The sequence below is a fragment of the Dyella ginsengisoli genome (assembly GCF_044904665.1).
GTDB classification, from domain to species: Bacteria; Pseudomonadota; Gammaproteobacteria; order Xanthomonadales; family Rhodanobacteraceae; genus Dyella_A; species Dyella_A ginsengisoli.
Window position 1 is genome coordinate 652,003 of the sequence record NZ_JADIKM010000001.1, and the last position, 25,962, is coordinate 677,964.

The 25,962-nt window shown below is 67.5% G+C and carries 26 protein-coding genes; 18 read left to right on the forward strand and 8 right to left on the reverse strand.

The features are described from left to right. Window positions 1-33: 33 nt before the first annotated feature. The 5 genes from ISP17_RS02970 to rph all read right to left on the reverse strand — a co-directional run bounded on the left by ISP17_RS02970 (window position 34) and on the right by rph (window position 4,946). Window positions 34-1,743, reverse strand: a complete 1,710-nt coding sequence (locus tag ISP17_RS02970) for a protein kinase domain-containing protein (protein WP_404630025.1) — start codon at window positions 1,741-1,743, stop codon at window positions 34-36. A gap of 10 nt (window positions 1,744-1,753) precedes the next feature. Next, on the reverse strand, window positions 1,754-2,281 hold the full coding sequence (locus ISP17_RS02975; RefSeq protein WP_404630026.1) for an FHA domain-containing protein: 528 nt from the start codon (window positions 2,279-2,281) through the stop codon (window positions 1,754-1,756). Between the two features lie 161 nt (window positions 2,282-2,442). Further along, window positions 2,443-3,609 carry a radical SAM family heme chaperone HemW gene (gene hemW / locus ISP17_RS02980; RefSeq protein ID WP_404630027.1) on the reverse strand — a complete coding sequence of 389 codons (1,167 nt, stop codon included), beginning with the start codon at window positions 3,607-3,609 and terminating at the stop codon, window positions 2,443-2,445. Between the two features lies 1 nt (window position 3,610). After that, window positions 3,611-4,210, reverse strand: a complete 600-nt coding sequence (gene rdgB, locus ISP17_RS02985; protein ID WP_404630028.1) for an RdgB/HAM1 family non-canonical purine NTP pyrophosphatase — start codon at window positions 4,208-4,210, stop codon at window positions 3,611-3,613. A gap of 4 nt (window positions 4,211-4,214) precedes the next feature. Further along, the gene (rph, locus tag ISP17_RS02990) at window positions 4,215-4,946 is read right to left on the reverse strand and encodes a ribonuclease PH (protein WP_404630029.1); all 732 of its coding nucleotides are present in this window, start codon (window positions 4,944-4,946) and stop codon (window positions 4,215-4,217) included. Window positions 4,947-5,026: 80 nt separating this feature from the next. Between rph and ISP17_RS02995 the strand changes: the two genes are divergently transcribed. The 7 genes from ISP17_RS02995 (at window position 5,027) to ISP17_RS03025 (ending at window position 10,154) form a co-directional block, all read left to right on the forward strand. Beyond that, window positions 5,027-5,887, forward strand: coding sequence for a YicC/YloC family endoribonuclease (locus tag ISP17_RS02995; protein WP_404630030.1), 861 nt, complete (start codon window positions 5,027-5,029; stop codon window positions 5,885-5,887). Next, window positions 5,884-6,510 (forward strand): guanylate kinase, encoded by a 627-nt coding sequence (gene gmk / locus ISP17_RS03000; protein ID WP_404630031.1) that lies wholly within the window; start codon window positions 5,884-5,886, stop codon window positions 6,508-6,510. The genes ISP17_RS02995 and gmk overlap by 4 nt, the downstream gene beginning before the upstream one ends. Window positions 6,511-6,640: 130 nt before the next feature. Next, window positions 6,641-7,477, forward strand: coding sequence for an ABC transporter ATP-binding protein (locus ISP17_RS03005; RefSeq protein ID WP_404630032.1), 837 nt, complete (start codon window positions 6,641-6,643; stop codon window positions 7,475-7,477). Further along, window positions 7,474-8,244 carry a lipid asymmetry maintenance ABC transporter permease subunit MlaE gene (gene mlaE, locus ISP17_RS03010; protein WP_404630033.1) on the forward strand — a complete coding sequence of 257 codons (771 nt, stop codon included), beginning with the start codon at window positions 7,474-7,476 and terminating at the stop codon, window positions 8,242-8,244. The genes ISP17_RS03005 and mlaE overlap by 4 nt, the downstream gene beginning before the upstream one ends. 46 nt (window positions 8,245-8,290) lie before the next feature. Beyond that, entirely contained in the window at window positions 8,291-9,145 is an 855-nt protein-coding gene (gene mlaD, locus ISP17_RS03015; RefSeq protein WP_404630034.1) for an outer membrane lipid asymmetry maintenance protein MlaD, read from the forward strand. 38 nt (window positions 9,146-9,183) lie between these two features. Beyond that, on the forward strand, window positions 9,184-9,852 hold the full coding sequence (locus tag ISP17_RS03020; protein ID WP_404630035.1) for an MlaC/ttg2D family ABC transporter substrate-binding protein: 669 nt from the start codon (window positions 9,184-9,186) through the stop codon (window positions 9,850-9,852). Further along, window positions 9,849-10,154, forward strand: coding sequence for an STAS domain-containing protein (locus ISP17_RS03025; protein WP_404630036.1), 306 nt, complete (start codon window positions 9,849-9,851; stop codon window positions 10,152-10,154). The genes ISP17_RS03020 and ISP17_RS03025 overlap by 4 nt, the downstream gene beginning before the upstream one ends. A gap of 78 nt (window positions 10,155-10,232) precedes the next feature. Here the strand turns inward: ISP17_RS03025 and ISP17_RS03030 are convergent, their stop codons facing one another. Continuing rightward, window positions 10,233-11,075 carry an MlaA family lipoprotein gene (locus tag ISP17_RS03030; protein WP_404630037.1) on the reverse strand — a complete coding sequence of 281 codons (843 nt, stop codon included), beginning with the start codon at window positions 11,073-11,075 and terminating at the stop codon, window positions 10,233-10,235. A gap of 198 nt (window positions 11,076-11,273) precedes the next feature. Here ISP17_RS03030 and rpoZ point away from each other — a divergent pair, with 198 nt between their 5' ends. The 7 genes from rpoZ (at window position 11,274) to ISP17_RS03065 (ending at window position 19,393) form a co-directional block, all read left to right on the forward strand. Then, window positions 11,274-11,564, forward strand: a complete 291-nt coding sequence (rpoZ, locus tag ISP17_RS03035) for a DNA-directed RNA polymerase subunit omega (protein WP_404630038.1) — start codon at window positions 11,274-11,276, stop codon at window positions 11,562-11,564. Window positions 11,565-11,703: 139 nt separating this feature from the next. Next, a complete protein-coding gene (locus tag ISP17_RS03040) occupies window positions 11,704-13,857 on the forward strand; it encodes a RelA/SpoT family protein (protein WP_404631403.1) in 2,154 nt (717 codons plus the stop codon). A gap of 79 nt (window positions 13,858-13,936) precedes the next feature. Next, window positions 13,937-14,320: a RidA family protein gene (locus tag ISP17_RS03045; RefSeq protein WP_404630039.1), complete on the forward strand. Its 384-nt coding sequence runs from the start codon at window positions 13,937-13,939 to the stop codon at window positions 14,318-14,320. A gap of 80 nt (window positions 14,321-14,400) precedes the next feature. Beyond that, window positions 14,401-16,512, forward strand: coding sequence for an ATP-dependent DNA helicase RecG (gene recG, locus ISP17_RS03050; RefSeq protein WP_404630040.1), 2,112 nt, complete (start codon window positions 14,401-14,403; stop codon window positions 16,510-16,512). A gap of 66 nt (window positions 16,513-16,578) precedes the next feature. Continuing rightward, on the forward strand, window positions 16,579-17,511 hold the full coding sequence (locus tag ISP17_RS03055) for a nucleoside hydrolase (protein ID WP_404630041.1): 933 nt from the start codon (window positions 16,579-16,581) through the stop codon (window positions 17,509-17,511). 72 nt (window positions 17,512-17,583) lie between these two features. Next, window positions 17,584-17,829, forward strand: a complete 246-nt coding sequence (locus tag ISP17_RS03060) for a type B 50S ribosomal protein L31 (protein ID WP_266170673.1) — start codon at window positions 17,584-17,586, stop codon at window positions 17,827-17,829. Window positions 17,830-18,097: 268 nt separating this feature from the next. Then, on the forward strand, window positions 18,098-19,393 hold the full coding sequence (locus ISP17_RS03065) for a citrate synthase (RefSeq protein ID WP_404630042.1): 1,296 nt from the start codon (window positions 18,098-18,100) through the stop codon (window positions 19,391-19,393). Window positions 19,394-19,489: 96 nt separating this feature from the next. On the opposite strand, the gene ISP17_RS03070 is transcribed toward ISP17_RS03065, so the two are convergent. Together ISP17_RS03070 and ISP17_RS03075 are read right to left on the reverse strand one after the other, a co-directional pair. Beyond that, a complete protein-coding gene (locus ISP17_RS03070; protein WP_404631405.1) occupies window positions 19,490-20,161 on the reverse strand; it encodes a hypothetical protein in 672 nt (223 codons plus the stop codon). Between the two features lie 73 nt (window positions 20,162-20,234). Further along, complete coding sequence (locus tag ISP17_RS03075) at window positions 20,235-22,787, reverse strand: penicillin-binding protein 1A (protein ID WP_404630043.1); 2,553 nt, start codon at window positions 22,785-22,787, stop codon at window positions 20,235-20,237. A 249-nt stretch (window positions 22,788-23,036) separates the two neighbouring features. Between ISP17_RS03075 and ISP17_RS03080 the strand changes: the two genes are divergently transcribed. From ISP17_RS03080 to ISP17_RS03095, 4 genes are read left to right on the forward strand one after another with little or no spacing between them, the layout of a single operon-like run. Then, window positions 23,037-24,095, forward strand: a complete 1,059-nt coding sequence (locus tag ISP17_RS03080) for a pilus assembly protein PilM (RefSeq protein WP_404630044.1) — start codon at window positions 23,037-23,039, stop codon at window positions 24,093-24,095. Continuing rightward, the gene (locus ISP17_RS03085; protein ID WP_404630045.1) at window positions 24,095-24,751 is read left to right on the forward strand and encodes a PilN domain-containing protein; all 657 of its coding nucleotides are present in this window, start codon (window positions 24,095-24,097) and stop codon (window positions 24,749-24,751) included. Before ISP17_RS03080 ends, ISP17_RS03085 begins: the two co-directional genes overlap by 1 nt. Next, window positions 24,748-25,401 carry a type IV pilus inner membrane component PilO gene (pilO, locus tag ISP17_RS03090; protein ID WP_404630046.1) on the forward strand — a complete coding sequence of 218 codons (654 nt, stop codon included), beginning with the start codon at window positions 24,748-24,750 and terminating at the stop codon, window positions 25,399-25,401. The genes ISP17_RS03085 and pilO overlap by 4 nt, the downstream gene beginning before the upstream one ends. Before the next feature lie 14 nt (window positions 25,402-25,415). Further along, window positions 25,416-25,949: a pilus assembly protein PilP gene (locus ISP17_RS03095; protein ID WP_404630047.1), complete on the forward strand. Its 534-nt coding sequence runs from the start codon at window positions 25,416-25,418 to the stop codon at window positions 25,947-25,949. Window positions 25,950-25,962: the final 13 nt, after the last annotated feature.

A 25,962-nucleotide genomic window follows, 5' to 3' on the forward strand; every position in this document is an offset into this window, starting at 1 on the left:
CGCGCCGGCGAGTCAAAGCATCCGCGGCTGCGGTTACTCGCCGGTCGACTGATCCCCGGCGCGGCGCCGCGGCACCGCGGTCAGGCGGGTGGGCTGGACCACCGTCGCGCCGGGTCGGGCCGGTCGCGGTGGCGGCGCTGCCGGACGTCGCTGGCGCGACTGCAGGGCGCCGGCCATCAGGTTGAAGGCGGCGAACAGACGGCCGAGCTCGTCACGGCGCGTCAGCCGGATGCGGTAGCGCAGATCGCCGCGCGCCACGCGCAGCATGGCGTCGCCGACCAGGCCCATCGAGGCCAGCAGTCGGCGGAACAGGGCATAGGCGGCGCCGAGCACCGCCAGCAGGGTCACCAGCAGCACCGCGGCGATCGCAGCGAGCGTGGTCCTCTGCGCCGCGCGCAGCGGGCTGCGGCTGATGCCCAGCCGCAGCGTGCCGACGGTGGCGCTCTGGTAATGGATGGGTGTGTTGAACAGCAGCAGGCCGTCGCTGCCACCGTCGTCGCCGCGGTAGCTGTCGATCTCGCCGCGCTGCGCCAGCGGGTGTCCGGGCAGCGTCGGCAGCGCGCCGCCGACTTCCTCCGGGCGGGTGCTGGCCACTACTTCGCCGCCGCGATCGGCCACCGCCAGGTAACGGATCTGCTGGTTGCGGGCGATGTCTTCCACCAGCGCACGGGTGGCGGCGCGGTCGCCCAGCAGCAGATCCTCGGCCGATTCGCTGGCCACCATGCGCCCCAGCGAGCTGCCGAAATCCAGCGCCAGTCCGCTGACCGCGCGGCCCTGCATGGCATAGATCGCCGCCATGCCGGCAATCAGCACCAGGCCGAGCACGCCGCCGAGCACCGCCGACCAGCGCCAGCGCAGCGAGACGATGCGGCTGACCAGCGGTTGCTCGTGCAGGCGCTCGTACTCGCGCCGTGCCATGCGCAGGTCGTCGGCCAGCTCGGCGCCGCGCTGGTAGCGCGCGGCGGCTTCCGGCGCGAGCAGGCTGTGCACGATGTCGGTGAGGATCGCCGGCGTAGCGGCGTCCAGCGGTTCCAGCGGCGGCAGCGGATGCTGCAGGCGTTCTTCGAGCAGGCGCGGCACGTCGGCCGTCTCGTTCCACGGCAGCTTGCCGGCCAGCAACCAGTACAGCACCACGCCCAGCGAGAACAGGTCGCTGCGTGCGTCGGTCGGCTCACCGCGCAGGTGCTCCGGCGCCATGTAGGCGGGCGTGCCGCCGATTTCGCCGGGCGCGTCCGCGCCGGCCGGCTGCAGGCCGCGGCGTTCGGCAATGCCGAAATCGGCGATCTTGGCCTGCCGCCAGCCGTCGGCCAGCATGATGTTTTCCGGCTTGATGTCGTGATGGACGACGCCCTGTGCGTGCGCGTAATCCAGCGCGGTCGCCATCTGCAGGGCCAGTTCGAGCACCACCTGCAAGGGAGGCAGGCCCTCGCGGGCGGCGCGACTGGCGAGGGTGTCGCCGGGCAGGCGCTCCATCGCGAGGAACGGCTGGCCGTCGGGCGTCTCGCCCACGTCGAACAGCGTGACGATATGCGGGTGGGTCAGGTGGCCGGCCGCTCGTGCTTCCACCAGAAAGCGGCGGCGATAGCTTGCATCGGCGGCCACGCCCGCATGCAGGCACTTGATCGCCACCTCGCGTTCGATCTGCGGATCGTAGCCGGCGTAGACCACGGCCATCGCGCCACGACCGAGGATGCCCTCGATGCGGTAGCGGTCGATCGTGCGGGGAAGGTTGGGGTCGCGCATGGGCCGGCGATCAGCGCAGCAGCCACCACGCGAACGCGCCCAGCGCGCCGAGCGCCACGGCGCCCGCGGCGATCCACGCGGCCCACAGCAACCGCGAGGCGCGGGCGTCTCGAGTGAGGAACACGAACTCGGCCTGGCCCAGCCGCACGCGATCGCCGTGGCGCAGGATCGCCTCATGCACGCGCCGGCCGTTGACGAAGGTGCCGTTCGTCGAGAGCGTGTTCATGATCATGTAGTGGCCCTGCTGGTTGATGATCCAGGCGTGCGACGCGGACACGCTCAGGTCATCGACCACGATGTCGTTGTCGGCGCGGCGGCCCACCGTCTGCTTGCCGCTGCGCAGCGCGAAGCGGCGCTTCTCCACGCCGTGGCTGCGCCCTTCGAGCACGGGTTGGGCGACGCTCGCGCGCTCCTCGATCTGCGGCATCGAATCGGCCGCGTAGCGATGCAGCTCGTCCGCCGTGAACAGGCGCGTGCCCTGCGGCCCGGACGAGCGCATGCCGCGGACGACGTGAGGCGAGGGAGCGGGGCCGTTCATGCAGTGGGTCGATCTCGACGAGGGAAGGGTCAGAAGCGTATCCGGGGCAGGGTATGACCCGCATCCCCGGATATCGCTTCCTGTGACGGTTCGCGGCCATCAAACTTGAACAAGTTGGGCGTCGATCCGGCGTGACGGCGCGCACAGTCCGGCGAGCGGACTCAGTCGAGGAACAGCCCGATCACGTCGTTGAGGAAGCGCTGGCCCTGCGCGGTGGCCTGCAATCGGCTCGCATCGTCGACCAGCCAGCCGCGGCGTCGCGCGTCCGCCACGGCCGCGTCGATGCGCGCCGGGGCGAGTCCGGTGCGTGCGGCGAAGTCACCCATCGGCACGCCGTCGATCAGCCGCAGCGCGTTGAGCATGTACTCGAACGGCAGCTCGGCGGGGTCGACCGCGCCGCCGCCGCCGATCCGGCCCGGTCCGCCGCTGGCCTCCAGATAGGTGCGTGGCAGCCGCGCCTTCCAGCGGCGCTGGACCTTGCCGGTGGCCACATCGCTCACCTTGCCGTGCGCTCCGGCACCGATGCCCAGGTAGTCGCCGAACTGCCAGTAGTTGAGGTTGTGCGTGCAGCGCCGGCCCGGCCGCGCGTAGGCGGAAATCTCGTACTGGCCGTAGCCGGCGTCGGCCAGCGCGACCTCGCAGGCTTCCTGCATCGCCCAGGCGTGGTCGTCGTCGGGCAGCGGCGGCGGGTTGGCGGCGAACGCGGTGTTCGGCTCCAGCGTGAGCTGGTAGTGCGAGAGGTGGGTGGGCGAGAGCGCCACGGCGCGCGCCACGTCGGCCAGCGCGCCGTCCAGCGTCTGCTGCGGCAGGGCGTACATCAGGTCGAGGTTGATGTTGGCGTAGCCGGCATCCTGCGCCGATTTCACCGCCGCCGCGGCCTCGGCGGCCGAGTGGATGCGGCCGAGCCGGCGCAGCTTGTCGTCGTCGAAGCTCTGGATGCCGAACGAGAGCCGGTTCACGCCGGCGGCGAGGTAGCCGTCGAAACGGCCGTGCTCGACCGTGCCGGGATTGGTTTCCAGCGTGATCTCGGCGTCGTCGGCAAACGGCAGCCGCGCGCGGGCGCCGTCCAGGAAGCGCTCCACCAGCTCCGGCGCGAACAGGCTGGGCGTGCCGCCGCCGAAGAACACGCTGACGATGGGACGGCCGGCCAGCGCGGCGCCAAAGTCGACCCGATCGGCGTCGAGGTCGGCCAGCAGCGCGTCAATGTAGTCGGCGTAGGGCGGCGGTGCGTCGCGCAGGCCGTGCGAATTGAAGTCGCAGTACGGGCACTTCTTCACGCACCAGGGCATGTGCACGTAGAGCGACAGCGGCGGCGCGATCAGGCCCATCTCAGGCCTTCAGGTCGACCAGGCGCGCGTGCAGTTGCGCCAGCGCCTGGCCGCGGTGGCTGATGCGGTTCTTCAGCGCCTTGTCCAGCTCGGCGGCGCCGAGCGTGTGGCCGTCGGGCAGGAACAACGGGTCGTAGCCGAAGCCGCCGTCGCCGCGCGGCGCGTCCAGCACGCGCCCGTGCCAGCGCCCTTCGGCCACCAGCGGAGCGGGATCGTCGGCATGGCGCAGCAGCACCAGCACGCAGATGAAGAACGCGCGGCGCTGCTCGGCCGGCACGCCGTCCAGTTCGCGCAGCAGCCTGGCGTTGTTGGCCGCGTTGTCGCCGTGGGTGCCGGCGTAGCGCGCCGAATACAGGCCGGGCGCGCCGCGCAGCGCATCCACGCACAGGCCCGAGTCGTCGGCCAGCGCGGGCAGGCCGGTGACGCGCGCGGCGTGGCGCGCCTTGAGCAGGGCGTTCTCGACGAAGGTGAGGCCGGTTTCCTCGATGTCCTCCACGCCCAGCTCGCCCTGCGCCATCACGTCCAGCCCGCTGTCGGCGAGCAGATGGTTGAACTCGGCGAGCTTGCCGCGGTTGCCGCTGGCCAGGACGATGCGCGCCATCGGCTCAGCCTGCCGCCAAAGCGGCGCGCTGGGCGGCGACCAGTTCGGCCACGCCCTTCTCGGCCAGGGCCAGCAGCGCGTCCATCTCGTCGCGGCGGAACGCATGGCCTTCGGCGGTGCCCTGCACCTCGATGAAGCCGCCACCGTCGTTCATCACCACGTTCATGTCGGTGTCGCAGCTCGAATCCTCGGCGTAGTCGAGATCGAGCACCGGCACGCCCTGGTAGATGCCCACCGACACCGCCGCCACTGCGCCGATGATCGGGTTGCGCTTGAGGTTCTCGCGCGCCATCAGGTGGCTGACCGCATCGACCAGCGCGACGTAGGCACCGGTGATCGCCGCGGTGCGGGTGCCGCCGTCGGCCTGGATCACATCGCAGTCCAGCGTGACCACGCGTTCGCCCAGCGCCTGGCGATTGACGCAGGCGCGCAGGCTGCGGCCGATCAGGCGTTGGATCTCCATGGTGCGGCCGCCCTGGCCGCCCTTGGCCGCTTCGCGCTGCATGCGCGTATGGGTGGCGCGCGGCAGCATGCCGTATTCGGCGGTGACCCAGCCCTCGCCCTTGCCGCGCAGCCACGGCGGCACGCGATCCTCGATGCTGGCGGTGCACAGCACGCGGGTGTCGCCGAAACTCACCAGCACCGAACCTTCGGCGTGACGGGTGAAGCGGCGTTCGATGGTGATCGGGCGCAGCTGGTCGCTGGCGCGGCCGCTCGGGCGGCTGACGGTATGCATGGGTCGGGGAGCCTGGTTGGGCAGGGCAGGGCCGGAAAGTTTACCATTGCGCTCTTTTCCGCATGTCCGCAAAGGCTTCCATGATCCGCAGCATGACCGCCTACGCCTCGGCCGAGCTGGCAGGCCCCGCCGGCACGCTCAGCTGCGAGCTGCGCACGGTCAACCATCGCTATCTGGAAATCAGCCCGCGGCTGCCGGACGAACTGCGCGGCTTCGAATCGCTGCTGCGCGAGCGGGTGGCGACGCGGCTGTCGCGCGGCAAGCTCGATCTGACGGTGCGCCTGCGTGGCGAGGATCGCGGCGAATCGCTGCGGGTCAACGCCGCCACCTTGGCACGCCTGGGCGAACTGGCGCGCGAGCTGCAGCCGCGCTTTCCCACGATGCAGGTGGAGTTCACCGAGCTGCTGCGCTTCCCCGGCGTGCTCGACCGCGCCGAGGTGGACAACGACGCCCAGCAGGCGGCCCTGTTCGACGTGCTGGACCGCGCGCTGGATGCGCTCACCGCCACCCGCGAACGCGAGGGCGAGAAGACCGCGCAGATGCTGCGCGAGCGGCTCGACGCGATCGAGCGGGTGGTCGCCGACGTGCGCGGCTGGATGCCGGAGATCCGCGCCGCGCTGCGCACGCGGCTGGAAACCCGCCTCGCCGACATCAAGCAGCCCGCCGACCCGGGCCGGCTGGAGCAGGAGCTGGTGCTGCAGATCACCCGCACCGACGTCGACGAGGAGCTGGACCGCCTCTCCACCCACATCGCCGAGGCCCGCCGCGTGCTCGGCCTGGCCGAGCCGGTGGGTCGGCGGCTGGATTTCCTGATGCAGGAGTTCAACCGCGAAGCCAACACGCTGGGCTCCAAGTCGGTCGACGCGCGCAGCACCAACGCGGCGGTGGAATTGAAGGTGCTGATCGAGCAGATGCGCGAACAGGTGCAGAACATCGAATGAGCGCGCCGACGGCAGGAACCCTTTTCGTGGTGGCTGCGCCGTCCGGTGCGGGCAAGTCGACCCTGGTCAACGCGTTGCTGGAGACCGAGCCATCGATCTCGCTGTCTGTGTCGCACACCACGCGGCCGCCGCGGGTGGGCGAGCAGTACGGCCGGCATTACTACTTCGTGGAGCGCGCCGAATTCGAGCGCGAGATCGCCGAAGGCATCTTCCTCGAACACGCCGAGGTGCACGGCAACCTCTACGGCACCTCGCGCACCACGGTCGACGGCCTGCTGGCGCAGTCGCGCGACGTGCTGCTGGAGATCGACTGGCAGGGCGCGCGGCAGATCCGCGCGAGCAAGCCGGACTGCGTGAGCGTGTTCATCCTGCCGCCATCGCGCCCGGAGCTGGAGCGCCGCCTGCGCGGGCGCGGTTCGGACGCGCCGGAGGTGATCGAGCGGCGCCTGCACAACTCGCGCGAGGAGATCGCCCACGCGCACGAGTTCGACTACATCGTGGTGAATGATCGCTTCGAGGACGCGCTCGCCGACCTGCAGACCATCGTGCGCGCGGTGCGCCTGCGCAGCGCGCTGCAGTGGCAGCGCCACGAGGCGCTGATCGCCGACCTGCTGGCCCCGTGACGCGCCGCGAAAACTTGCGTCGATTGCCTCGAACTTGCGCCCTAGCCGGCGGTCTGCGACAGGCTGCCGCGCGATGGCGCCATCCGCGGCGTTCCATTACCTTGTTCCTCTTTGGCCGACCCCGCCTCCCATGACCGAACCCGTCCGCACGCCGACCGACGCCGAGCCGCTGGTGCGCGTCCGTGGCCTGACCACGGTGCTCAACGGCAAGACCATCTTCGATGCGCTGGACATGGATATCCCCCGCGGCAGGATCACCGCGATCATGGGTCCCAGCGGCACCGGCAAGACCACCTTGCTCAAGCACATCACCGGCCAGATGCACGGCGACCGCGGCGACGTGTGGGTGGACGGGCAGAACGTGGCCGGACTATCGCGCGAGAAGCTGTTCAAGCTGCGCGAGCAGATCGGCTACCTGTTCCAGAACTCGGCGCTGCTGACCGATTTCGACGTGTTCGAGAACGTCGCGTTTCCGCTGCGCCAGCACACCGACCTGCCGGAAGAGCTGATCCGCAACCTGGTGCTGCTCAAGCTGCAGTCGGTCGGCCTGCGCGGTGCGGCGGCGCTGATGCCCAGCGAGCTGTCCGGCGGCATGGCCCGGCGCGTGGCGCTGGCGCGAGCGATCGTGTTTGATCCGATGTTGATCCTCTATGACGAGCCGTTCGTCGGGCTCGATCCGATCGCACTGAACCAGGTGCTGAAGCTGATCCGCACGCTCAACGACACGCTGGGCATCACCAGCGTGCTGGTGGCGCACGAGCTTGACGCGATCAAGCACGTGGCCGACCACGTCTACCTGATCGCCAACGGCAAGGTGGTGGCGCAGGGCGATCCGAAGACGATCGCCGACGACGGTTCGCCATGGACGCGGCAGTTCTTCGGTGGCGAAGCGGACGGCCCGGTGCCGTTCCAGTATCCGGCGGGCGACTACGCCCAGTCGCTCGGTTTTCCGCGGAGCCCGGCATGAGCGCACAGCCCCAACGCAACGCGGTGACCGAGGCGCTGGCGCAGATCGGCGCCTGCGGCCTGTTCCTGCTGACCATCCTGGCCGCCGTGCCGCGCAGCTTCCGCCACGGTCGCGAGACGGTGCGCCAGCTGTGGTTCACCGGCGCGATGAGCCTCACCATCATCATGACCTGCGGCCTGTTCGTGGGCATGGTGCTGGGCCTGCAGCTCTACTACGTGCTGTCGATCTTCGGCGGCACCGCGGCCAGCGGCACGGTGGTGGCGATCGCGATCTATCGCGAGCTGGGGCCGGTGGTGACCGCGCTGCTGTTCGCCGGGCGTGCCGGCACCTCGATCACCGCCGAGATCGGCCTGATGCGTGCGACCGACCAGATCGCCGCGATGGAGATGATGGCGGTGGACCCGATTGCCTACGTCGCCGCCCCGCGTTTCATTGCGGGAGTGATCGCGATGCCGCTGCTGTGCTGCGTGTTCTGCGCGCTCGGTGTGTTCGGCGGACACCTGGTCGGGGTGACCTGGCTGGGCATCGACAACGGCACGTTCTGGTCGAACATGACTTCCACCGTCGACGTCTGGAAAGACGTGATCAACGGCGTGATCTACAAGAGCCTGGTGTTCGGTGCGGTGGTCTCGCTGATCGCCGTGTACCAGGGCTACACCACGGCGCCGACCAGCGAGGGCGTGGCCTATGCCACCACCCGCACCGTGGTGGCCTCGTCCATCGCCATCCTGGCGCTGGATTTCGTGCTCACCGCTTTCCTGATGTGACTCCCTTCGTGACCCTTTCCGTTTCTTCCGCCTCGAGGATCGTGCCGTGACCCAGCGAAAATCCTATGCCGTCGGCACCGGCCTGTTCATCGTGCTCGGCTTTGCCGCATTGGCCTACCTGGCGACTCAGACCACGTCGATCGCCAACGTGCACCAAGGGCCCAGCTACACGGTGAAGACGCATTTCGCCAACGTCGGTCAGCTCAAGGAGCGCGCGCCGGTGAAGATCGCGGGCGTGCGCGTGGGCCAGGTCGAGTCCATCGCACTGGAGCCGGGCAAGGAGGTGGCCGACGTCACCCTCTCGATCGACAACAAGTACGACCAGATCCCGGTCGACTCGGTGGCTACCGTGTTTACCAGTGGCCTGCTGGGCGACCAGTACGTCGGCCTGCAGTTCGGCAGCGCGAAGAAGTTCGTCGCCGATGGCGGCACGCTGGCGCTGAGCAAGTCCACCGAGCCGCTGGAGGCGATGCTGGGCAAGTTCTTCGGCGCCGGTGCGTCGGCCGACAACCTGGGCGGCACCTACACAGTGAAGGCGCGCTTCACCAACGTGGGCGCGCTGTCGCCGGGCGCCCCGGTGAAGATGGCCGGCGTGGCGATCGGCAGTGTGCAGTCGGTGCAGGCCGATCCGGTCAAGCTCGATGCGCTGGTCACCCTGGCGATCGACAAGAAGTACGACCAGATTCCGGACGATTCCTCGGCCGCGGTATTCACCAGCGGTTTGATCGGCAGCCAGTATGTTGCAGTGCAACCCGGCGGGTCCCCCGACATGCTCAAGGACGGTGACGAGATGATCCTCACCCAGTCCGCGATGCAGTTGGAGGACCTGATCGGCAAGTTCCTGGTCAACGGCTCGCCCGGCGACAAGGGCGGCAACAAGCCCGCCGCCGGCGCGAAGTGATCGCGCGATTTTCGACCCTCTCCCCTAGGAGTTTCCCCATGCTGCGTCCCCTGGCACTCGCTCTTGCACTGACCTTCGGCGCCTCGCTGGCCGCACCGGCGTTCGCGCAGGACACCGCCGCGGCAGCCTCCGCCCAGCAGACCCCCGAGCAGGTGGTGCAGACCATCGCGCACGACCTGGACACCACCATCGCCGGTCACCGCGACGAGCTGAAGAACAACCGCGAAAAGCTCATCGCGGTGATCGATGACGTGTTCCTGCCGCACTTCGACATCGACTACGCCTCGATCCTGGTGCTCGGCCAGCACGCCCGCGAGGCCACGCCGGCCGAGCGCGAGCGCTTCGCCAAGGCGTTCTACAACTCCATCACCAACCGCTACGCCGAGGGCTTGCTGAACTACACCAAGGGAGCCGTGGTGGTGCTGCCGTTCAACGGCGACCTCAATGACAAGCGCACCGTGGTGCGCACCCAGGTGGTGCTCGAAGACGGCAAGAAGGTGTCGGTCGACTACGCCTTCCGCAAGAGCCGCAACGGGGACTGGAAGGCCTACGACGTGATCATCGAGGGCATTTCCTACGTCACCAACTACCGCAACCAAGTGGATGCGGAGATCCGCAAGGTGGGTATCGACCAGCTGATCACCAACCTGGAAACCCGCGGCGAAGATGCCCTCAAGACCATGGAAAAGGACGGCAAGGCATCGTGAGCCAGGCGGCCGGATTCCAGCTCGAGGCGCGCGCGGATGCCACGTTGGCGGTGAGCGGCGTGCTGACCTTCGACACCGCGCACGCGGCGCTGCTGGCGCTGCGCGAGAAACTCGCCAACGGTTCGTTTGCGTCGCTGGATCTGGCCGGGGTCGAGCGCGGCGACAGCGCCGGCCTGTCGTGCTTGCTGGCGGTGCTTGCCGACGTTCGCGCACACGGGCGAACGTTGGCCGTCCGTCATCTGCCCGAGGGCCTGCACGCGCTGGCGCAGGTCTGCGAGGTCGAGGATCTGCTCACCGCCTGACGGCGGCTGCGTAAGAAAAAAGGGCCCCGCGGGGCCCTTTTTGTTGATCGATGCGAGTGCGGTTGCCGGCGCGGGGAATCAGCCCTTGCCGCCGGATGAGTTGGTCTGGTCCGGATGCTTGTTTTCCCACTGGTGCTGCTCGTCGAGCAGTTGGTCGGGATCGAAATTGTCCTGGTCCAGCCCCTGCATCTGCTCGATCAGGCTGGACGGCGGGTTGCCGTCGTAGATCTTGTAGAGCCGGCGCTGGCGATACGCGTCGCGCACGAACACATACGGATCGTAGGCGGACTGCAGGAAGCCCTCCGCGTCGAAGGCGCGCGAGCGCAGGTTCACCAGGTACACCAGTTGCGGCAGGTATTGCTGCCCGTAGTGGTAGCTGTGGTTGCGTGCGTAGATCGTCAGCGGGTCGAAGAAATAGCCGTCCACCGGGATCTGCCAGACGTCGCGCACGGTGGTCGGGCCGAGGAAGGGCAGCATCAGGTAGTCGCCCTCCGGCACGCCCCAGCGCGCAAGCGTGACGCCGAAGTCATTGTTCTCGATCGGCAGCCCCAGCGAGCTGGCTGGATCGAACAGGCCGCCGATGCCCAGCGTGAGGTTGACCAGGAATCGTCCGGTGCTCTGCAGCGCCTGCTTGGGGCGTGCCTGCAGCAGGTCGTTGGCTACCGTCACCGGCATGCGCAGGTTGGTGAAGAAATCGCCGACCGAGCGGCGCACCGGCGGGTTGGTCACCTTGCGGTAGCCCACGGCCACCGGGCGGATCACCGCCTTGTCGAGCGAGTCGTTGAACGCATACACCTTGCGGTTGTACTTCTCTAACGGATCGTCGCTGCGCGGCTTGGCGATGGCGCAGCCTGCCAGCAGTGCGACCGCACCGAGAACGACCGCGCGACGCAGCCAGAGAGGAAGTCGTGGGTGAAGCATCGGTCTCGAATCCGTTGCAGAGCCGGGGGAGTGAAGAAAGTGTACTGTCTGGTTTTATATTATGCACGGGTTTCGCCGCGCTTTCGCCCGGCGCCGGCGGCGCAACCGGGCATCATACGCGCCGATCGATTGCCAGCAAAGCGTACGCTCGATACACTGAACGACCTTCCAAGTTGCTTTACCGCCTGAGGATTTCGCATGGCACGCATTACCGTGGAAGACTGCCTTGAGGTGGTCGACAACCGTTTCGAACTGGTGCTGATGGCGACCAAGCGCGCCCGCCAGTTGTCCAAGGGCGCCGATCCGGCGGTCAATCCCGACCACGACAAGCCGACCGTGCTGGCCCTGCGCGAAATAGCCGACCGCCGCATCGACCAGGCCACCATCGACGAGATCGACAAGGCCGAGCGCGAGCGCGCCGAGCGCGAGGCGCTGGAGTGGGCGGCGGCCGAAGTGGACGACGATCTCTCCAAGGGCGGGGACGACTGAGCATGACCAACGGCGGCCCGATGCATGATCGCGCTCCGCGGGCCACCGCCCGTCGGGGGCGTCGCGCGTTGCGGACGGCTGCCGTGATGGTCTCCCGGCACGGGGTGCCTGTCTGAGCGGGCAGCGCATTCCCGCGCCCATCGCCGCGGCGGATCCTTCGGAAGCCGCGGTGTTGCCGGACTACGTGCTGGCACTCAAGGATCGACTGACCTACCTACCGGCCGACCAGGTCGAGCGCGTGGTCCGCGCCTACCGCATCGGTGCCGTGGCGCACGCCGGGCAGGCGCGCAAGAGCGGTGAGCCATACATCACCCATCCCATCGCCGTGGCCGGCATCCTCGCCGAACTCGGGTTGGACGCCGAGACCATCATCGCGGCGATCCTGCACGACACGCTTGAAGACACCCAGCTCAGCCGCACCGAGCTGGCGGGTGAATTCGGCGAAACCGTGGCCGAGCTGGTCGACGGTGTGACCAAGCTCGACAAGATGCGCTTCAGCAACCGCCAGGAGGCGGATGCGGAAAGTTTCCGCAAGATGCTGCTGGCCATGGCGCGCGATATCCGCGTCATCCTGATCAAGCTCGCCGACCGCCTGCACAACATGCGCACGCTGGGTGCCAAGGATGGGTCCTCGCGCCGTCGCATTGCCCGCGAAACGCTGGAAATCTACGCGCCGATCGCCCAGCGGCTGGGCATGAACAAGTTCAAGGCGGAGCTGCAGGATCTGGGCTTTCGCGGCCTGTATCCGGATCGCTACCGCGTGATCAGCGAACGCATCCGTGCCGCGCTCGGCAACCGCCGCGAGGCGATGGGCAAGATCGAGGCGGCGCTCACCCAGCGGCTGGCCTCCGAGCATGTCGTGGCGCGCGTGGTGGGGCGCATCAAGTCGCCGTGGAGCATCTATTCGAAGATGCGCAACGAGCACAAGACCTTCGCGCAGCTGATGGACGTGTACGGCTTCCGCGTGGTGGTCGACAACGCGATGCAGTGCTACATGGCGCTGGGTGCGGTGCACACGCTGTACAAGCCGGTCGACCGCCGCTTCAAGGATTTCATCGCCATTCCCAAGGCCAACGGTTACCAGTCGCTGCACACCGTGCTGCTGGGACCGTTCGGCGCGCCGATCGAGGTGCAGATCCGCACGGCCGAGATGGACTCGGTCGCCGAGCGTGGTGTTGCCGCGCACTGGGCCTACAAGACCGATTCGGGTCCGGCCAACAGCGCGCAGGCGCGGGCGCGCGAGTGGCTCTCCTCGCTGGTCGACAGTCAGGCGAACACCGCTTCGTCCAGCGAGTTCATCGAGAACGTCAAGATCGACCTGTTCCCGGACGAGGTCTATCTGTTCACTCCGCGCGGCGACATCCTCTCCATGCCGCGCAACGCCACCGCGCTCGACTTCGCCTACGCCGTGCACACCGACGTGGGCCATCACGCGGTGGCCGCGCGCGTGGACAAGAAACTGGTGCCGCTGCGCACGCGGCTGGAGTCCGGCCAGCTGGTGGAGATCATCACCGCGCCCTCGGCGGTGCCCAATCCGGCGTGGCTGGAGTCCGTCGTCACCGGCAAGGCGCGCACGGCGATCCGCCAGTTTCTCAAGCATCTGCAGCACGAAGACGCGGTCGATTTCGGCCACCGCATGCTCGATCGCGCACTCGACGCGCTGGGCAGCAGCCTGGACGGCATCGCGCCGACGGTGCTCGACCGCTTCCTCACCGAGGCCAAGCTGCATCGGCTGGAAGAGCTGCTGGCCGACATCGCGCTGGGCAACCGCATGCCCGACGTGGTCGCCGCGCAGCTGGTGGCCGCCCGCGGCAAGCGCGCCCGCGCGCTCATCCCGGCGACCAGCACCGAGAAGATCCGCATCACCGGCGCCGAGCGCGGCGTGCTCAGCTTCGCCAACTGCTGCCATCCGTTGCCCGGCGACGATATCGTCGGTTATCTCTCCTCCGGCAAGGGCATCGTGGTGCACCGTGAGGAGTGCCCGAACGTCGCCGAGTTGCGCAAGCAGCCCGAGCGCAAGGTGTCGATCGAGTGGGATCGTGACGTGCAGGGCGACTACCGCGCCGAACTGCGCATCGAGGTCATCAATCGCCCCGGCGTGCTGGCCACGGTCGCCTCGGCGATCGCCGATGCGGACTCCAACATCGAGAACGTGGAGTACGTCGAGCGCGATGCCGCCGCCGCCACGCTGCTGTTCACGATGGAAGTGAAGAGCCGCCGCCACCTGGCCGAAGTGATCCGCCGCGTGCGCCGCACTGGCGTGGTCAGCGGGGCGCACCGCTACCCGCTGTAGCGCTCCGGTGCTTGCCTCGGGTGCGTTCGCGTCGCAGGATGCGGCGCTTGTCGATCATCCCCGGCCACGAGGTGCCTCCATGTCCCGCAGCATCATCGCCACCGAGCGTGCGCCCGCCGCCATCGGTCCGTATTCGCAGGCCGTCCGCGCCGGCAACACGGTGTATTTCTCCGGCCAGATTCCGCTCGATCCGGCGACTGGCGCGCTGGTCGAGGGCGACATCCGCGCGCAGACGCGGCGCGTGTTCGACAACCTCACCGCGGTGGCCGAGGCGGCCGGCGGCTCACTGGCGCAGATCGTGCGCGTGGGCATCTACGTCACCGACCTGGGCCACTTCGCCGAGGTCAACGCGGTGATGGCCGAGTATTTCCAGACGCCGTATCCCGCGCGCTCCACCATCGAGGTCTCGGCACTACCGAAGGCGGCGCAGGTCGAGGTCGATGCGGTCATGGTGCTCGACTGAGCCTCCTGCGCGGCCGACACCCACGTGCGCCGCTGCCGTCACCGCTGCAGCAGGCGCAGCGCCTCCGCTAGGCTTGCGCGATGCCTGCTCGAAATGCCACCGCCCAGCCATCCACGGACGCACCCGGGCTGCGCCCCGTCGCCAGCCTGCCCGGCGTCGGGCCGGCGCTGGCGGAGGCGCTGGCGCGGCTGGGGCTGGAGCGCGTGCAGGACCTGTGGTTCCACCTGCCGCTGCGCTATGAAGACCGCACCCACCTGACGCCGATCGCCGATCTGCGTCCGGGCGATCGCGCCCAGGTCGAGGGTGTGGTGGATGCGGTGGAGCGGGGCTTTCGCTTCCGCCCGCAGCTGAAGGTGGCGATCAGCGACGATTCGCGCGAGACGCTGCAGCTGCGCTTCTTCCACTTCCATCGTGCACAGGCCGACCTACTCAAGCCCGGCACGCGACTGCTCTGCTACGGCGAGGTACGCCTGGGTGCACAGGGGCTGGAAATGGTGCACCCGCAGTACGAGCGGCTGGCGGGCCATGCGCCGGCGGCCATGAGCGAGCTGCTGACGCCGATCTACCCCACCACCGAGGGGCTGGGCATCAAGCGGCTGGCGGGGGTGATTTCCAAGGCCTTGGCACTGCTGCCGCCCGAGGCCGCGCTGGAGCTGATCCCGCCGCCGCTGTGCGCGGAACATGGGCTCACCTCGCTGCGCGAGGCGCTGCTCTATGTACATCGCCCGCCGGCCGATGCGCATCTGGGTCAGCTCACGCTCGGCATCCATCCGGCCCAGCAGCGCCTAGCCTTCGAGGAGTTGCTGACCCAGCATCTCAGCCTGCGTCGCATGCGTGCGGCGGTGCGCATGCGACGCGCGCCCGCGCTGGGTGGTAAGGGTGAGCTGCGCGCGCAGCTGCTGGCATCACTGCCGTTCACCCTGACCGCGGCCCAGCAGCGCGTGACCGACGAAGTGGTGCGCGACATCGCCCGCAGCAAGCCGATGCTGCGCCTGGTACAGGGCGACGTCGGCTCGGGCAAGACCGTGGTCGCGGCGCTGGCGGCGCTGGCGGCGGTGGAGTCCGGCTACCAGGTGGCGCTGATGGCGCCGACCGAATTGCTGGCCGAACAGCACCTGCGCAACTTCCGCCACTGGCTGGAACCGCTGGGCATCGCGGTCGAGTGGCTGGCCGGCAAGGTGCAGGGCAAGGCGCGCCAGCAGGCGCTCAAGCGCGTGGCGGGGGGCGCGCTGGTGATGATCGGTACGCACGCGCTGATGCAGGAAGGCGTCGCGTTCGGCCGGCTTGGTCTGGTGATCGTCGACGAGCAGCACCGCTTCGGCGTGCACCAGCGTCTCGCCCTGCGCGACAAGGGGCTGGAGGGCGATCAGGTGCCGCATCAGCTGGTGCTCACCGCCACGCCGATTCCCCGCACGCTGGCAATGAGCGCCTATGCCGATCTCGACGTGTCCTCCATCGACGAGCTGCCGCCCGGTCGCACGCCGGTGCAGACCGTGGCCGTCTCCAACGCGCGCCGCACCGAAGTCATCGAGCGCATCGCCTGCGCGTGCGGCGACGGCCGCCAGGTCTACTGGGTGTGCACGCTGATCGAGGAGTCCGAGCAGTTGCGCGCGCAGGCGGCCGAAGTGGCGCACGCCGAACTGGTCGCCGCACTGCCGGGCCACGGCGTCGGCCTCATCCATGGCCGCATGAAGCCGAAGGACAAGCAGGCCGTGATGGATGCCTTCAAGGCGGGCGAGCTGGCCGTGCTGGTGGCCACCACGGTGATCGAAGTGGGCGTGGACGTGCCCAACGCGAGCCTGATGGTGATCGAGAACAGCGAACGCCTCGGCCTGGCCCAGCTGCACCAGTTGCGGGGACGGGTGGGGCGCGGCGCGATCGCCTCCAACTGCGTGCTGCTGTACCAGCCGCCGATCGGCCAGCTGGCGCGCGAACGCCTGCAGGTGATGCGCGAGACCAACGACGGCTTCCGCATCGCCGAGAGGGACCTCGAGCTGCGCGGTCCCGGCGAAGTGCTCGGCACGCGACAGACCGGCCAGCTCAGCTTCCGCATCGCCGATCTGTCCCGCGATGCGCACCTGCTCGATGCCGTGCATGAAGTCGGCGAGACGATGCTGCGCGAGCACCCGCGTGCCGCCGAGCTGCTCATCGAGCGCTGGATCGGCGGCGCGGCGCGCTACGCGCACGCGTGATGAGCGCGTTGTCCCGTCGCCCGCCTTGCGCTTAAGCTGACCGGCTCTGCCGATACGTGACGGACCATGAGCAAGCCGAAACTCCTGATTGATACCGACCCGGGCGTCGACGACGCGCTGGCCATCCTCATGGCGCACGCCCATGCCGACGTCGTCGGCCTCAGTGTCGCCGCCGGCAACGTCGGCCTCGCCCATACGGTGCGCAATGCGTGCACCCTGGTCGACCTGGTGGGCGCCGCCACGCCGGTGTTTGCCGGCTGCCCGAGCCCGCTGGTGCGCATGCCTGAGGAGGATGCCGCCTTCGTGCACGGCAGCGACGGCTTTGGCGACATCGGCTTTCCCGCGCCAAAGGCAGCGGCCGAAGACGAGGCCGCCGCGCTCGCGATCCTGCGCCTGACTCGCGAGTATCCCGGTCAGTTCACCCTGGTGGCGCTGGCGCCGCTGACCAACCTCGCGCTGGCGCTGCGGCTGGACCCGTCACTCCCGCAACGCGTCGCGCGGCTGGTGGTGATGGGCGGTGCGGTGACCGGCTTGGGCAATACCGGCAAGGTGCCGGCCGAGTTCAACGTCGGCTTCGACCCGGAGGCGGCGCACGTGGTGTTCGAGGCGTTCCCCCATTTCGATCTGGTTGACTGGGAGGCGACCCTTCGCTACGCCTTCGACGAGGACACCTTCGATCGCTGGCTCGCCGCCGGCGACGCGCGCGCCGAGTTTTTCGGCAAGGTGTTCGGGACGGCGCGGACATTCAACCGCAGCCGCGGCCGCCGCGGGGTGATCGCCGCCGATGCACTGGCGATGGCCGTGGCGATCGATCCGTCGATCGTGACCCGCAGCGAATCCCGCCACGTTGCCGTGGAGCTGGATGGTCGGCTGACCCGCGGCGCCACCGTGGTCGACTGGGCCGGCCGGCTGCAGCGTCCGGCCAACGCCAATATCGTCATGGAGCTCGACGCGGACCGCTTCGCCGCCATGGTGCGCCGGGCGCTCGGCGCGCCGTAGCGCTCCGGGTTGACCCGCGCTGCGCCGGGTTTGTACAATGCCGCTCTTTTCACCCACCGCTTTGAGCCTGTCATGAAGCCCGATACCCATCCGAACTACCGCCCGGTGGTGTTCCAGGACCTCTCGTCCGAGTTCGCGTTCCTGACGCGTTCGACGATTGCCACCAAGGAAACCGTCAAGTGGGAAGACGGCAACGAGTACCCGCTGGTCAAGGTGGATATCTCCAGCCATTCGCACCCGTTCTACACCGGCAAGCAGAAGACCTTGGACGTCGGCGGTCGCGTGGACAAGTTCCGCCGTCGCTACGCGCAGAAGTAAGGCTTGCAGTGATCCCGGCCGGCGCCCTGGCGCCAGTCGAGCAGGTCTCGAGCACGGGGCAGACCGACGTCTGCCCCGTGTTTTTTTGTGCCCTCCATCAGACCATCCGCTGACGCATGTGGGCGATGGCGTTGTGCGATAATGCGCGGCCCAGGTGCCACGGCGCCTGCTGCAGCGCCGGTCTCCCCGCCGCCGCTGCCCCGATTCCCTCGCCAGCCGGAGCCGCCCTGCGGTCGCGGCGGCGGTGACATACGTGAAGGAGGTTTCCGTGTCCGATGCAAAGATCGTCAAGCTGACCGACGAGTCGAACAACCGCAGCAGCGAGCTGCCCTTGGTGAGCGGCACGTTGGGCCCGTCGTGTATCGACCTGGGCACGCTGTACAAGGACACCGGCCACTTCACCTACGACCCCGGTTTCGGTAGCACCGCCAGCACCAAGAGCGCGATCACCTACATCGACGGCGACGAAGGGGTGCTGCTGTATCGCGGCTACCCGATCGAGCAGCTGGCCGAACATTCGAACTTCCTGGAAGTGTCGTACCTGCTGCTCAATGGCGAGCTGCCGAAGAAGGAAGAGTTCGCCACCTTCGAGCACCAGATCACGCATCACACGATGATGCACGAGTCGCTGAAGAACTTCTTCCAGGGCTTCCACCACAACGCCCATCCGATGGCCATGCTGGCCGCCTCGGTGGCCTCGCTGTCGGCGTTCTACCACGACGATCTCGATGTCGATAGCGCGGACGACCGCAAGCTGGCCGCGATCCGCCTGATCGCCAAGATGCCGACCATCGCCGCCGCCGCGTACCGCTACTCGATTGGCTGGCCAATGCGCTATCCGCGCAACAACCTCGAGTACGTCACGCGCTTCCTGCACATGATGTTCGAGGTGCCCAGCGAGCCGCTGACGCTCAATCCGGTGGCGGCCAAGGCGCTGGACCTGCTGTTCATCCTGCACGCCGACCACGAGCAGAACGCTTCCACCTCGACGGTGCGCCTAGTCGGCTCGACCGGCGCCAATCCGTACGCATCGATCGCTGCGGGCATCACCGCGCTGTGGGGCCCTGCGCACGGTGGCGCCAACGAGGCCGTGCTGAAGATGCTCGAGGAGATCGGCACGCCGGATAAGGTCGAGACGGCGGTCAAGCGCGCGAAGGACAAGAACGACAACTTCCGCCTGATGGGCTTCGGCCACCGCGTCTACAAGAACTTCGACCCGCGCGCCAAGATCATCCGCGAGATGTGCCACAAGGTGCTGGCCGAGCTGGGCGTCAACGACCCGCTGCTGGACGTGGCGATGAAGCTGGAAGAGGCGGCGCTGAAGGACGACTACTTCGTCGAGCGCAAGCTGTATCCGAACGTCGACTTCTATTCGGGCATCATCTACAAGGCGCTGGGGATCCCGACCGAGATGTTCACCGTGATGTTCGCCATCGCGCGTACCGCCGGCTGGATCGCGCACTGGATCGAGCAGCACGAAACCCCGGGGGCACGCATTGGTCGCCCGCGTCAGGTCTACACCGGTGCCGCGCCGCGCGATTTCATTCCCGCCGCCAAGCGCTGAGTGAGCACGACATCCTGGGACGGCACGAGCCGCTCCGGGATGTCCAGAAAAACGCCCCGGCATGCCGGGGCGTTTTTTGTTCGGCACGGCGCGATCTCAGCGCAGCGCGGCGAGCTTGCGCTCCAGATCGTCGTCTTCGCGATCTTCGAACAGCAACTGCTCAACGGCAGTCACGCCCGCGCGGCGCATCGGCTTCTCGTCGATCCGGTCCAGCGGCGGCTGGCGCAGGGAATCGGTCGGCAGCACGGTGAGGTCGAACGGCAGCCCGTCCGCCGAGAACAGCAGCACCGGATATTCGGCCGTCTCGTCGCGGCTCAGGCGCAGGCGGCGGGTCTGGATTTCGAACGGCACGCCTTGTTCGTCCAGGAAACGCAGCACGTCGTCGGGATCGTCGGCGAACAGGTGCAGACAGACGGCGGAGTGCGCGTCCGCGGTGCCTTCCAGCACGGCACCGACGAGGCGCGGCTGATATGCCTTGAGAAAGCGCATCGCCTCCACCGCGGCCTCACGGCAGCGGCGTACCCGTTGCGGCTGGGTGTCAGCCAGGAATATCCGCTGATGCTCGCGCAGCGCCTGCTCGATCTCGTCATTGCGCGGCAGACTCTGCGCATCGACGATACCCAGGCGCTCGGAGGCTTTCAGCTTGGCATGGTGGAAGTCGCGGATGCCGTGCTCGCTCATCAGCCTCGCGGCTTCCTGGGCAACGCGCAGGCGATTGCGCTGCAGGCGGTCATGGGCGTGGATGCGGTGGTGCTCGCCTCGGGCCATGTCTCGCTCCTTCGTCGGTGGGGCCGCCGTCCGGCTACGGGACGGCGGGCACGACACGATCCTACCCGGTACGTCAGAAAATGTCGTACGCGTGCTGCTTGTCCTGCTCCTGCTGTTGCTGGGCCGCCTGGCTGCGCAGCTTGTCCAGGTCTTCCACCTTGAATATCTCCGACATCGTGTTGGTATCGCCCGGCGGGGCCGGCAGGCCCGTGCTGCGGTCGATGGTGAGGGTGGTGATCCCCGGCGGCATGGACAGCATGTTCACCGGCAGGCCCTTGAGGGCGCTGCCCATGTAATCCATCCAGATCGGCAGCGCGGCCTGTGCGCCGAACTCGCCAACGCCGTTCGAGCGACCGAGCGAGCTGAAGTCGTCGAAACCGACCCAGACGGCCGTGGACAGGTCCCCGTTGAAGCCGACGAACCACGCGTCGCGATGATCGTTGGTCGATCCGGTCTTGCCGGCCAGATCCTCGCGCCCCAGCGCACGCGCTGCCGCGCCCGTGCCGCGCAGGATCACGTCCTTCATCAGCGACGTCACCAGATAGTCGTTGCGGATGTCGATGACGTGTGGAGCAAGTACCGGCGGGGCCTTGGCATTGTCATGGGCATCGCTGGGCAGGACCACATCGCCGACGGCATCGGGCGCGCTGCTGCCGATGGCAGGATCGTCGGCAGTGGATGCGGCAATGGCGGCCGCGGCTGGCGTGGGGGCGGCGCTCTCGGCAGGCGGAGGGCCGGGCGGACTGGTGTCGAGCAGCCGCTCCTGGCACGAGCGGCAGGCGCGTGCGGGGTTTGCCAGATAGACCGGCTTGCCGTCGCGATCGTCGATTTCGCGGATGAAATAGGGCTTGACCAGATAGCCGCCGTTGGCGAACACCGCGTAGCCCCGTGCCATGCCCATGGGCGACACCGAGGCGGTGCCGAGCGCCATGGAGAGGTTGGGCGGCAGCGCATCGAGCGAGAAGCCAAAGCGCGTGGCGTACTCGCGCGCATAGCGCACGCCGATGGCGTCCAGCAGTCGCACGGACACCAGGTTCTTCGACTGCACCAGCGCTTCACGCAGGCGGATCGGCCCGTCGAACTTGTCGTCGTCGTTGGACGGGGTCCACAGCCCGCCGGGCTTGGACGGGTCGGGCAGCGCTAGCGGCGCGTCGTTGACGATGGAGGCAGGCGTGAAGCCGCGATCGAACGCGGCCGAATAAATGTAGGGCTTGAAGCTCGATCCCGGCTGGCGAGCGGCCATCACGGCGCGATTGAACTTGCTCCGCGCGAAGCTGAAGCCGCCGACCAGCGCCTGGATGGCGCCGTCCTCCGGATTCACCGAGGCGAGCGCCGCCTGCGCCTTGGGAATCTGCGCCAGTTCCCACGCACCCTTGTCGTTGCGCGAGACGCGAACGATGTCGCCACGCTTGAGCACGCTGTCCACGCGCTTGGGCGACACGCCCACGCGCGAGTCGCTGATGAAGGGGCGGGCCCAGCTCACGGCGGTAAGGTCGAGCGTGGCGCTGTCGTGACTGGCCAGGTAGACGGTTGCCTCGGTTGGCGACACGGCTGTCACCACGCCGGGCTGCATGCCCGAGATGCTGCTGTAGCTTGCCAGCAAGTCGTCGAAGTCGGCGGTGCCGGCGCTGTTGGCGAGGTCGGAGTGAGCTTCGGGACCGCGCCAGCCGTGGCGGCGATCATAGGCCACCAGTCCATCGCGCAGTGCGTCGACGGCGGCGGTCTGCCTGGCGCTCTGCACGGTGGTCTTCACCACGTAGCCCTCGGTGAGCGCGTCGTTGCCGAGTCGATCGAGCACCTGCCGGCGCACCATCTCGGCAAGATACGGGGCATCGACCTCGATCGGCTGCTCGTGTGCGAAGGCGCCGTTGGGCTCCTTGACCGCCTGCTCGTACTCCACCTTGCTGATGTAACGATGCTCGAGCATCTGTCCGAGCACCCAGTTGCGACGTGCCAGCATGCGGACCGGGTTGTTGATCGGGTTCACTGCCGATGGCAGCTGGAACGTCGAGGCGATGGTGGCGCACTCGGCGATGCTCAACTGGTCCAGCGTCTTGCCGTAGTAGTACTCGGCGGCTGCAGCCACGCCATAGGAGCGATGGCCCAGGAACATCTTGTTGAGGTAGAGACCCAGGATCTGGTCCTTGGTCAGCTCGTTCTCCATGCGCACGGCAATGAAGATTTCGGTGAGCTTGCGCGAGTAGAGCTTCTCGGGGCTCAGGAAGAAATTTCGCGCGACCTGCTGCGTGATGGTCGATCCACCCGAGCCCTTGTCGCCGCCGGAGATGATCACGTGCCATGCCGCACGCGCGATGCCGTGCCAGTCGAAGCCCGGGTGCGTGTAGAAATCGGCATCTTCCGCCGACAGCACCGCATGCTTGAGTCGATCCGGCACCTTGTCGATGTCGACGGGGATGCGGCGGGTCTCGCCAAAGCTGGCGATCAACTTGCCGTCGGCGCTCTCTACCCGCAGCGGTACCTGCATGCGGTAGTCCTTCAACTCGTCGACGTTGGGGAGGCGCGGAGAAATCAGCCAGTAGGCGACGCCGATGGCGGCTACGCCGAGCAGCAGTCCCGAGAAGGCCAGGATCAGTGCCCAGCGGAGCAGACGCTTCAAAATTCGCATGATGTGGAGGTAGCGAGACCTGAGTCAAAACGTGCCAGAGTATAGATGTAGCACTATCGCCTGCAGGGTCGGTTGCGGTCCCGGGGCAAAAAACAGGCCAAAGAGCCGGATGACTCAAATGTGTGTCCCATCACGCCACTGAGTCGAGAAAGTGATCGTATACCGTTGCTATTGCGTTAATTTTTGGATTTAATGCCAGCGCACATCCGCCGGGAACCGGCTGGAGTGCCAGGGGAAGGGGGACAAACCGTGGGTCTTTTTACACCCAAGAAGCCGCCGCTTATTGGTGTCGACATCAGTTCGACTGCCGTAAAGCTGCTGCAGCTCAGCCAGGCCGGTGGCCGCTATCGCGTGGAGCATTACGCGGTCGAGCCACTGCCCCCCAATGCGGTTGTCGAGAAGAACATCGTCGAGGTCGAGGCAGTCGGTGAAGCGATTCGGCGCGCGCTGGCGCGGTCCGGCTCCAAGCTCAAGCACGCCTGCGCAGCGGTGGCAGGTTCCGCCGTGATCACCCGCGTAGTGCCGATGTCCAGCGAGCTGTCCGAGGAAGATCTCGAGGGGCAGATCCAGGTCGAGGCCAACCAGTACATTCCCTATCCGATCGACGAGGTCAGCCTCGATTTCGAGGTAATGGGGCCGGTTCGCGACAACCCCGACATGAACAACATCCTGCTCGCTGCCTCGCGCACCGAGAACGTGGACATGCGGGTGGCGGCACTCGATCTCGGCGGGTTGGCCGCCAAGGTGATCGACGTGGAGGCGTTTGCACTGGAGAACGCCTTCGCCATGCTGGCCGACCAGCTCAACGTCGGTCGCGATGCGCTGGTCGCCGTGGTCGACATCGGCGCCACCATGACCACGCTGTCCGTGCTGCGCAACCAGCGCACCATCTATTCGCGCGAGCAGGTGTTCGGCGGCAAGCAGCTGACCGACGAAATCATGCGCCGCTACGGTCTGTCTTATGAAGAGGCCGGTCGCGCCAAGCGCAAGGGCGGTCTGCCCGAGTCTTACGAGACTGAGGCGCTGGAACCGTTCAAGGAATCCCTGACCCAGCAGATCAGCCGCCTGCTGCAGTTCTTCTTCGCGGGCAGCGAATACAGCAAAGTGGACCAGGTCGTGCTCGCCGGTGGCTGCGCCTCGATCGAGGGCCTGGCACCGATGCTCGAGGAGCAGTTGGGCATCCCCTGCGTAGTGGCCAACCCGCTGGCGCGCATGTCGCTCTCCTCTCGCGTGCAGGCGCAGGCCCTGGCCCAGGATGCGCCGGCGCTGATGATTGCTGTCGGCCTTGCGCTCAGGAGCTTCGACTGATGGCACATATCAACCTCCTTCCGTGGCGCGCCGAGCGTCGCAAGCAGCGAGAGCGTGAATTCTTCATGCAGCTGGGTGCGGCTGCTGCTGCTGCCGTACTTTGCGTGCTGCTCTGGGCCTGGTGGATGGGCTTGCGCATTGACAACCAGAACGAGCGCAACGCCTATCTGCAGACCGAGATCAAACAGCTCGACGAGAAGATCGCCAAGATCAAGGATCTGGAAAAGGTGCGCGATCGCCTGCTGGCGCGCAAGCAGATCATCGAACAGTTGCAGGCCAACCGCTCCCAGATGGTCCACCTGTTCGACGAGCTGGTGAAAACCATCCCGGCCAGCGCGCGCCTCACCGGTCTGAAGCAGAGCGGAGACTCGATGTCGCTTGATGGCGTGGCGCAATCCAACGCGAGCGTCGCCGAGTACATGCGCAACATCGAATCGTCGCCGTGGATGGGGCATGCGGATCTGCGCAAGACGGAGAATCTCCACAAGGATCAGCGCATGCCGTACACCTTTGGGTTGAACGTCTCGCTGAGCCGTCCCAAGGACGATGCCCAGGCCGGCGAAGTAATGAACGCTCCGGGCTCGACCAAGGCACCTGCCACCACGACCGCCGACAAGTCGGCAGCGAAGCCGTCGACGGGAGGGGCCAAGCCGTGAAATTTTTCGACGATCTGCGCAGCCTCGATCGCAACAACATCGGCGGTTGGCCACAATCCATCAAGATATTCTTCACGGCGCTGCTGTTTGTCGTGATCGGCTTCCTCGGCTGGTACCTGTACATCAGCGATCAGCAGGATTCTCTGCAAACGCTGGCCGGCAAGGAAGAGCAGCTCAAGCAGGAATTCGCGCAGAAGCAGGCCAAGGCGGTCAACCTCGACGCCTTGCAGCAGCAGCTCGACGAAATGCAGGACATGCTGCGCCAGCTGCTGCGTCAGTTGCCGGGCAAGACCGAGATGCCTGAGTTGCTGGTCGATATTTCGCAGACCGCGCTCTCGGCGGGTCTCGAGGTGGACCTGTTCCAGCCCGGCGCCGAGACGCCCAAGGACTTCTACGCGGAGGAGCCGATTTCGCTGCGCATGACCGGCACCTACCATCAGTTCGGTACTTTCATCAGCGGTGTCGCCTCGCTTCCGCGCGTGGTCATTCTCACCCTGCACGACGTGTCGCTCACGCCTAAGCAGGGGGCCGAAGGCAGTGGCCAGTTGGTTCTCCAAGGCACGGTCAAGACGTATCGCTACCTTGACGACGACGAGACCGCTGACGGCAAGGCGGCCAAGGCGAAAGGCAACAATAGGGGGCGGAAATGAGCCGGTCTCTCGCCATGAGGCATAGCCGTGTGCTGCGTGTGGCAGCGCTGTGTGGCGCGCTGATCGCGCTCGCGGGCTGTACGCGCGGCATGTCCGACCTGCGCGACTGGGTCGCCAAGGAGAAGCTCAAGAAGGGTGCGCCGATCGATCCGCTGCCGGTGATCCGCACCTTCGAGACCTTCGAATACAGCGACCAGGGCGACCGCGATCCGTTCAGCCCCAGCTCGGCCGAAACGCAACCGTCTTCCAGCTCGGCAGCCGCAACGGGGCCGCGGCCGGACGAAAATCGCGCCAAGCAGCCGCTGGAAATGTTCGCCCTGGACAGCCTCAAGATGGTCGGCACGGTCGGCACCGGTGCCAACACCGAGGTGCTGATCAAGGATCCGGGCGGCGTGATCCATCGCGTGCACAAGAACGAATACATGGGCCAGAACTACGGCCGTATCACCGCGATCAGCGACGATCACGTCGATCTCGTGGAACTCATCTCCAACGGTAATGGTGGCTGGATGGAACGTCCGGCCAGCATCGCGCTCGGCGAGAAATAGGAAACACAGGGGC

Excerpts from the sequence above, each read along its gene's own strand:
- ISP17_RS02970 (WP_404630025.1), bottom strand. The coding sequence starts at position 1,743 with ATGCGCGACCCCAACCTTCCCCGCACGATCGACCGCTACCGCATCGAG.
- ISP17_RS02975 (WP_404630026.1), bottom strand. The coding sequence starts at position 2,281 with ATGAACGGCCCCGCTCCCTCGCCTCACGTCGTCCGCGGCATGCGCTCG.
- hemW (WP_404630027.1), bottom strand. The coding sequence starts at position 3,609 with ATGGGCCTGATCGCGCCGCCGCTGTCGCTCTACGTGCACATGCCCTGG.
- rdgB (WP_404630028.1), bottom strand. The coding sequence starts at position 4,210 with ATGGCGCGCATCGTCCTGGCCAGCGGCAACCGCGGCAAGCTCGCCGAG.
- rph (WP_404630029.1), bottom strand. The coding sequence starts at position 4,946 with ATGCATACCGTCAGCCGCCCGAGCGGCCGCGCCAGCGACCAGCTGCGC.
- ISP17_RS02995 (WP_404630030.1), top strand. The coding sequence starts at position 5,027 with ATGATCCGCAGCATGACCGCCTACGCCTCGGCCGAGCTGGCAGGCCCC.
- gmk (WP_404630031.1), top strand. The coding sequence starts at position 5,884 with ATGAGCGCGCCGACGGCAGGAACCCTTTTCGTGGTGGCTGCGCCGTCC.
- ISP17_RS03005 (WP_404630032.1), top strand. The coding sequence starts at position 6,641 with ATGACCGAACCCGTCCGCACGCCGACCGACGCCGAGCCGCTGGTGCGC.
- mlaE (WP_404630033.1), top strand. The coding sequence starts at position 7,474 with ATGAGCGCACAGCCCCAACGCAACGCGGTGACCGAGGCGCTGGCGCAG.
- ISP17_RS03020 (WP_404630035.1), top strand. The coding sequence starts at position 9,184 with ATGCTGCGTCCCCTGGCACTCGCTCTTGCACTGACCTTCGGCGCCTCG.
- ISP17_RS03030 (WP_404630037.1), bottom strand. The coding sequence starts at position 11,075 with ATGCTTCACCCACGACTTCCTCTCTGGCTGCGTCGCGCGGTCGTTCTC.
- rpoZ (WP_404630038.1), top strand. The coding sequence starts at position 11,274 with ATGGCACGCATTACCGTGGAAGACTGCCTTGAGGTGGTCGACAACCGT.
- ISP17_RS03045 (WP_404630039.1), top strand. The coding sequence starts at position 13,937 with ATGTCCCGCAGCATCATCGCCACCGAGCGTGCGCCCGCCGCCATCGGT.
- recG (WP_404630040.1), top strand. The coding sequence starts at position 14,401 with ATGCCTGCTCGAAATGCCACCGCCCAGCCATCCACGGACGCACCCGGG.
- ISP17_RS03055 (WP_404630041.1), top strand. The coding sequence starts at position 16,579 with ATGAGCAAGCCGAAACTCCTGATTGATACCGACCCGGGCGTCGACGAC.
- ISP17_RS03060 (WP_266170673.1), top strand. The coding sequence starts at position 17,584 with ATGAAGCCCGATACCCATCCGAACTACCGCCCGGTGGTGTTCCAGGAC.
- ISP17_RS03070 (WP_404631405.1), bottom strand. The coding sequence starts at position 20,161 with ATGGCCCGAGGCGAGCACCACCGCATCCACGCCCATGACCGCCTGCAG.
- ISP17_RS03075 (WP_404630043.1), bottom strand. The coding sequence starts at position 22,787 with ATGCGAATTTTGAAGCGTCTGCTCCGCTGGGCACTGATCCTGGCCTTC.
- ISP17_RS03085 (WP_404630045.1), top strand. The coding sequence starts at position 24,095 with ATGGCACATATCAACCTCCTTCCGTGGCGCGCCGAGCGTCGCAAGCAG.
- ISP17_RS03095 (WP_404630047.1), top strand. The coding sequence starts at position 25,416 with ATGAGGCATAGCCGTGTGCTGCGTGTGGCAGCGCTGTGTGGCGCGCTG.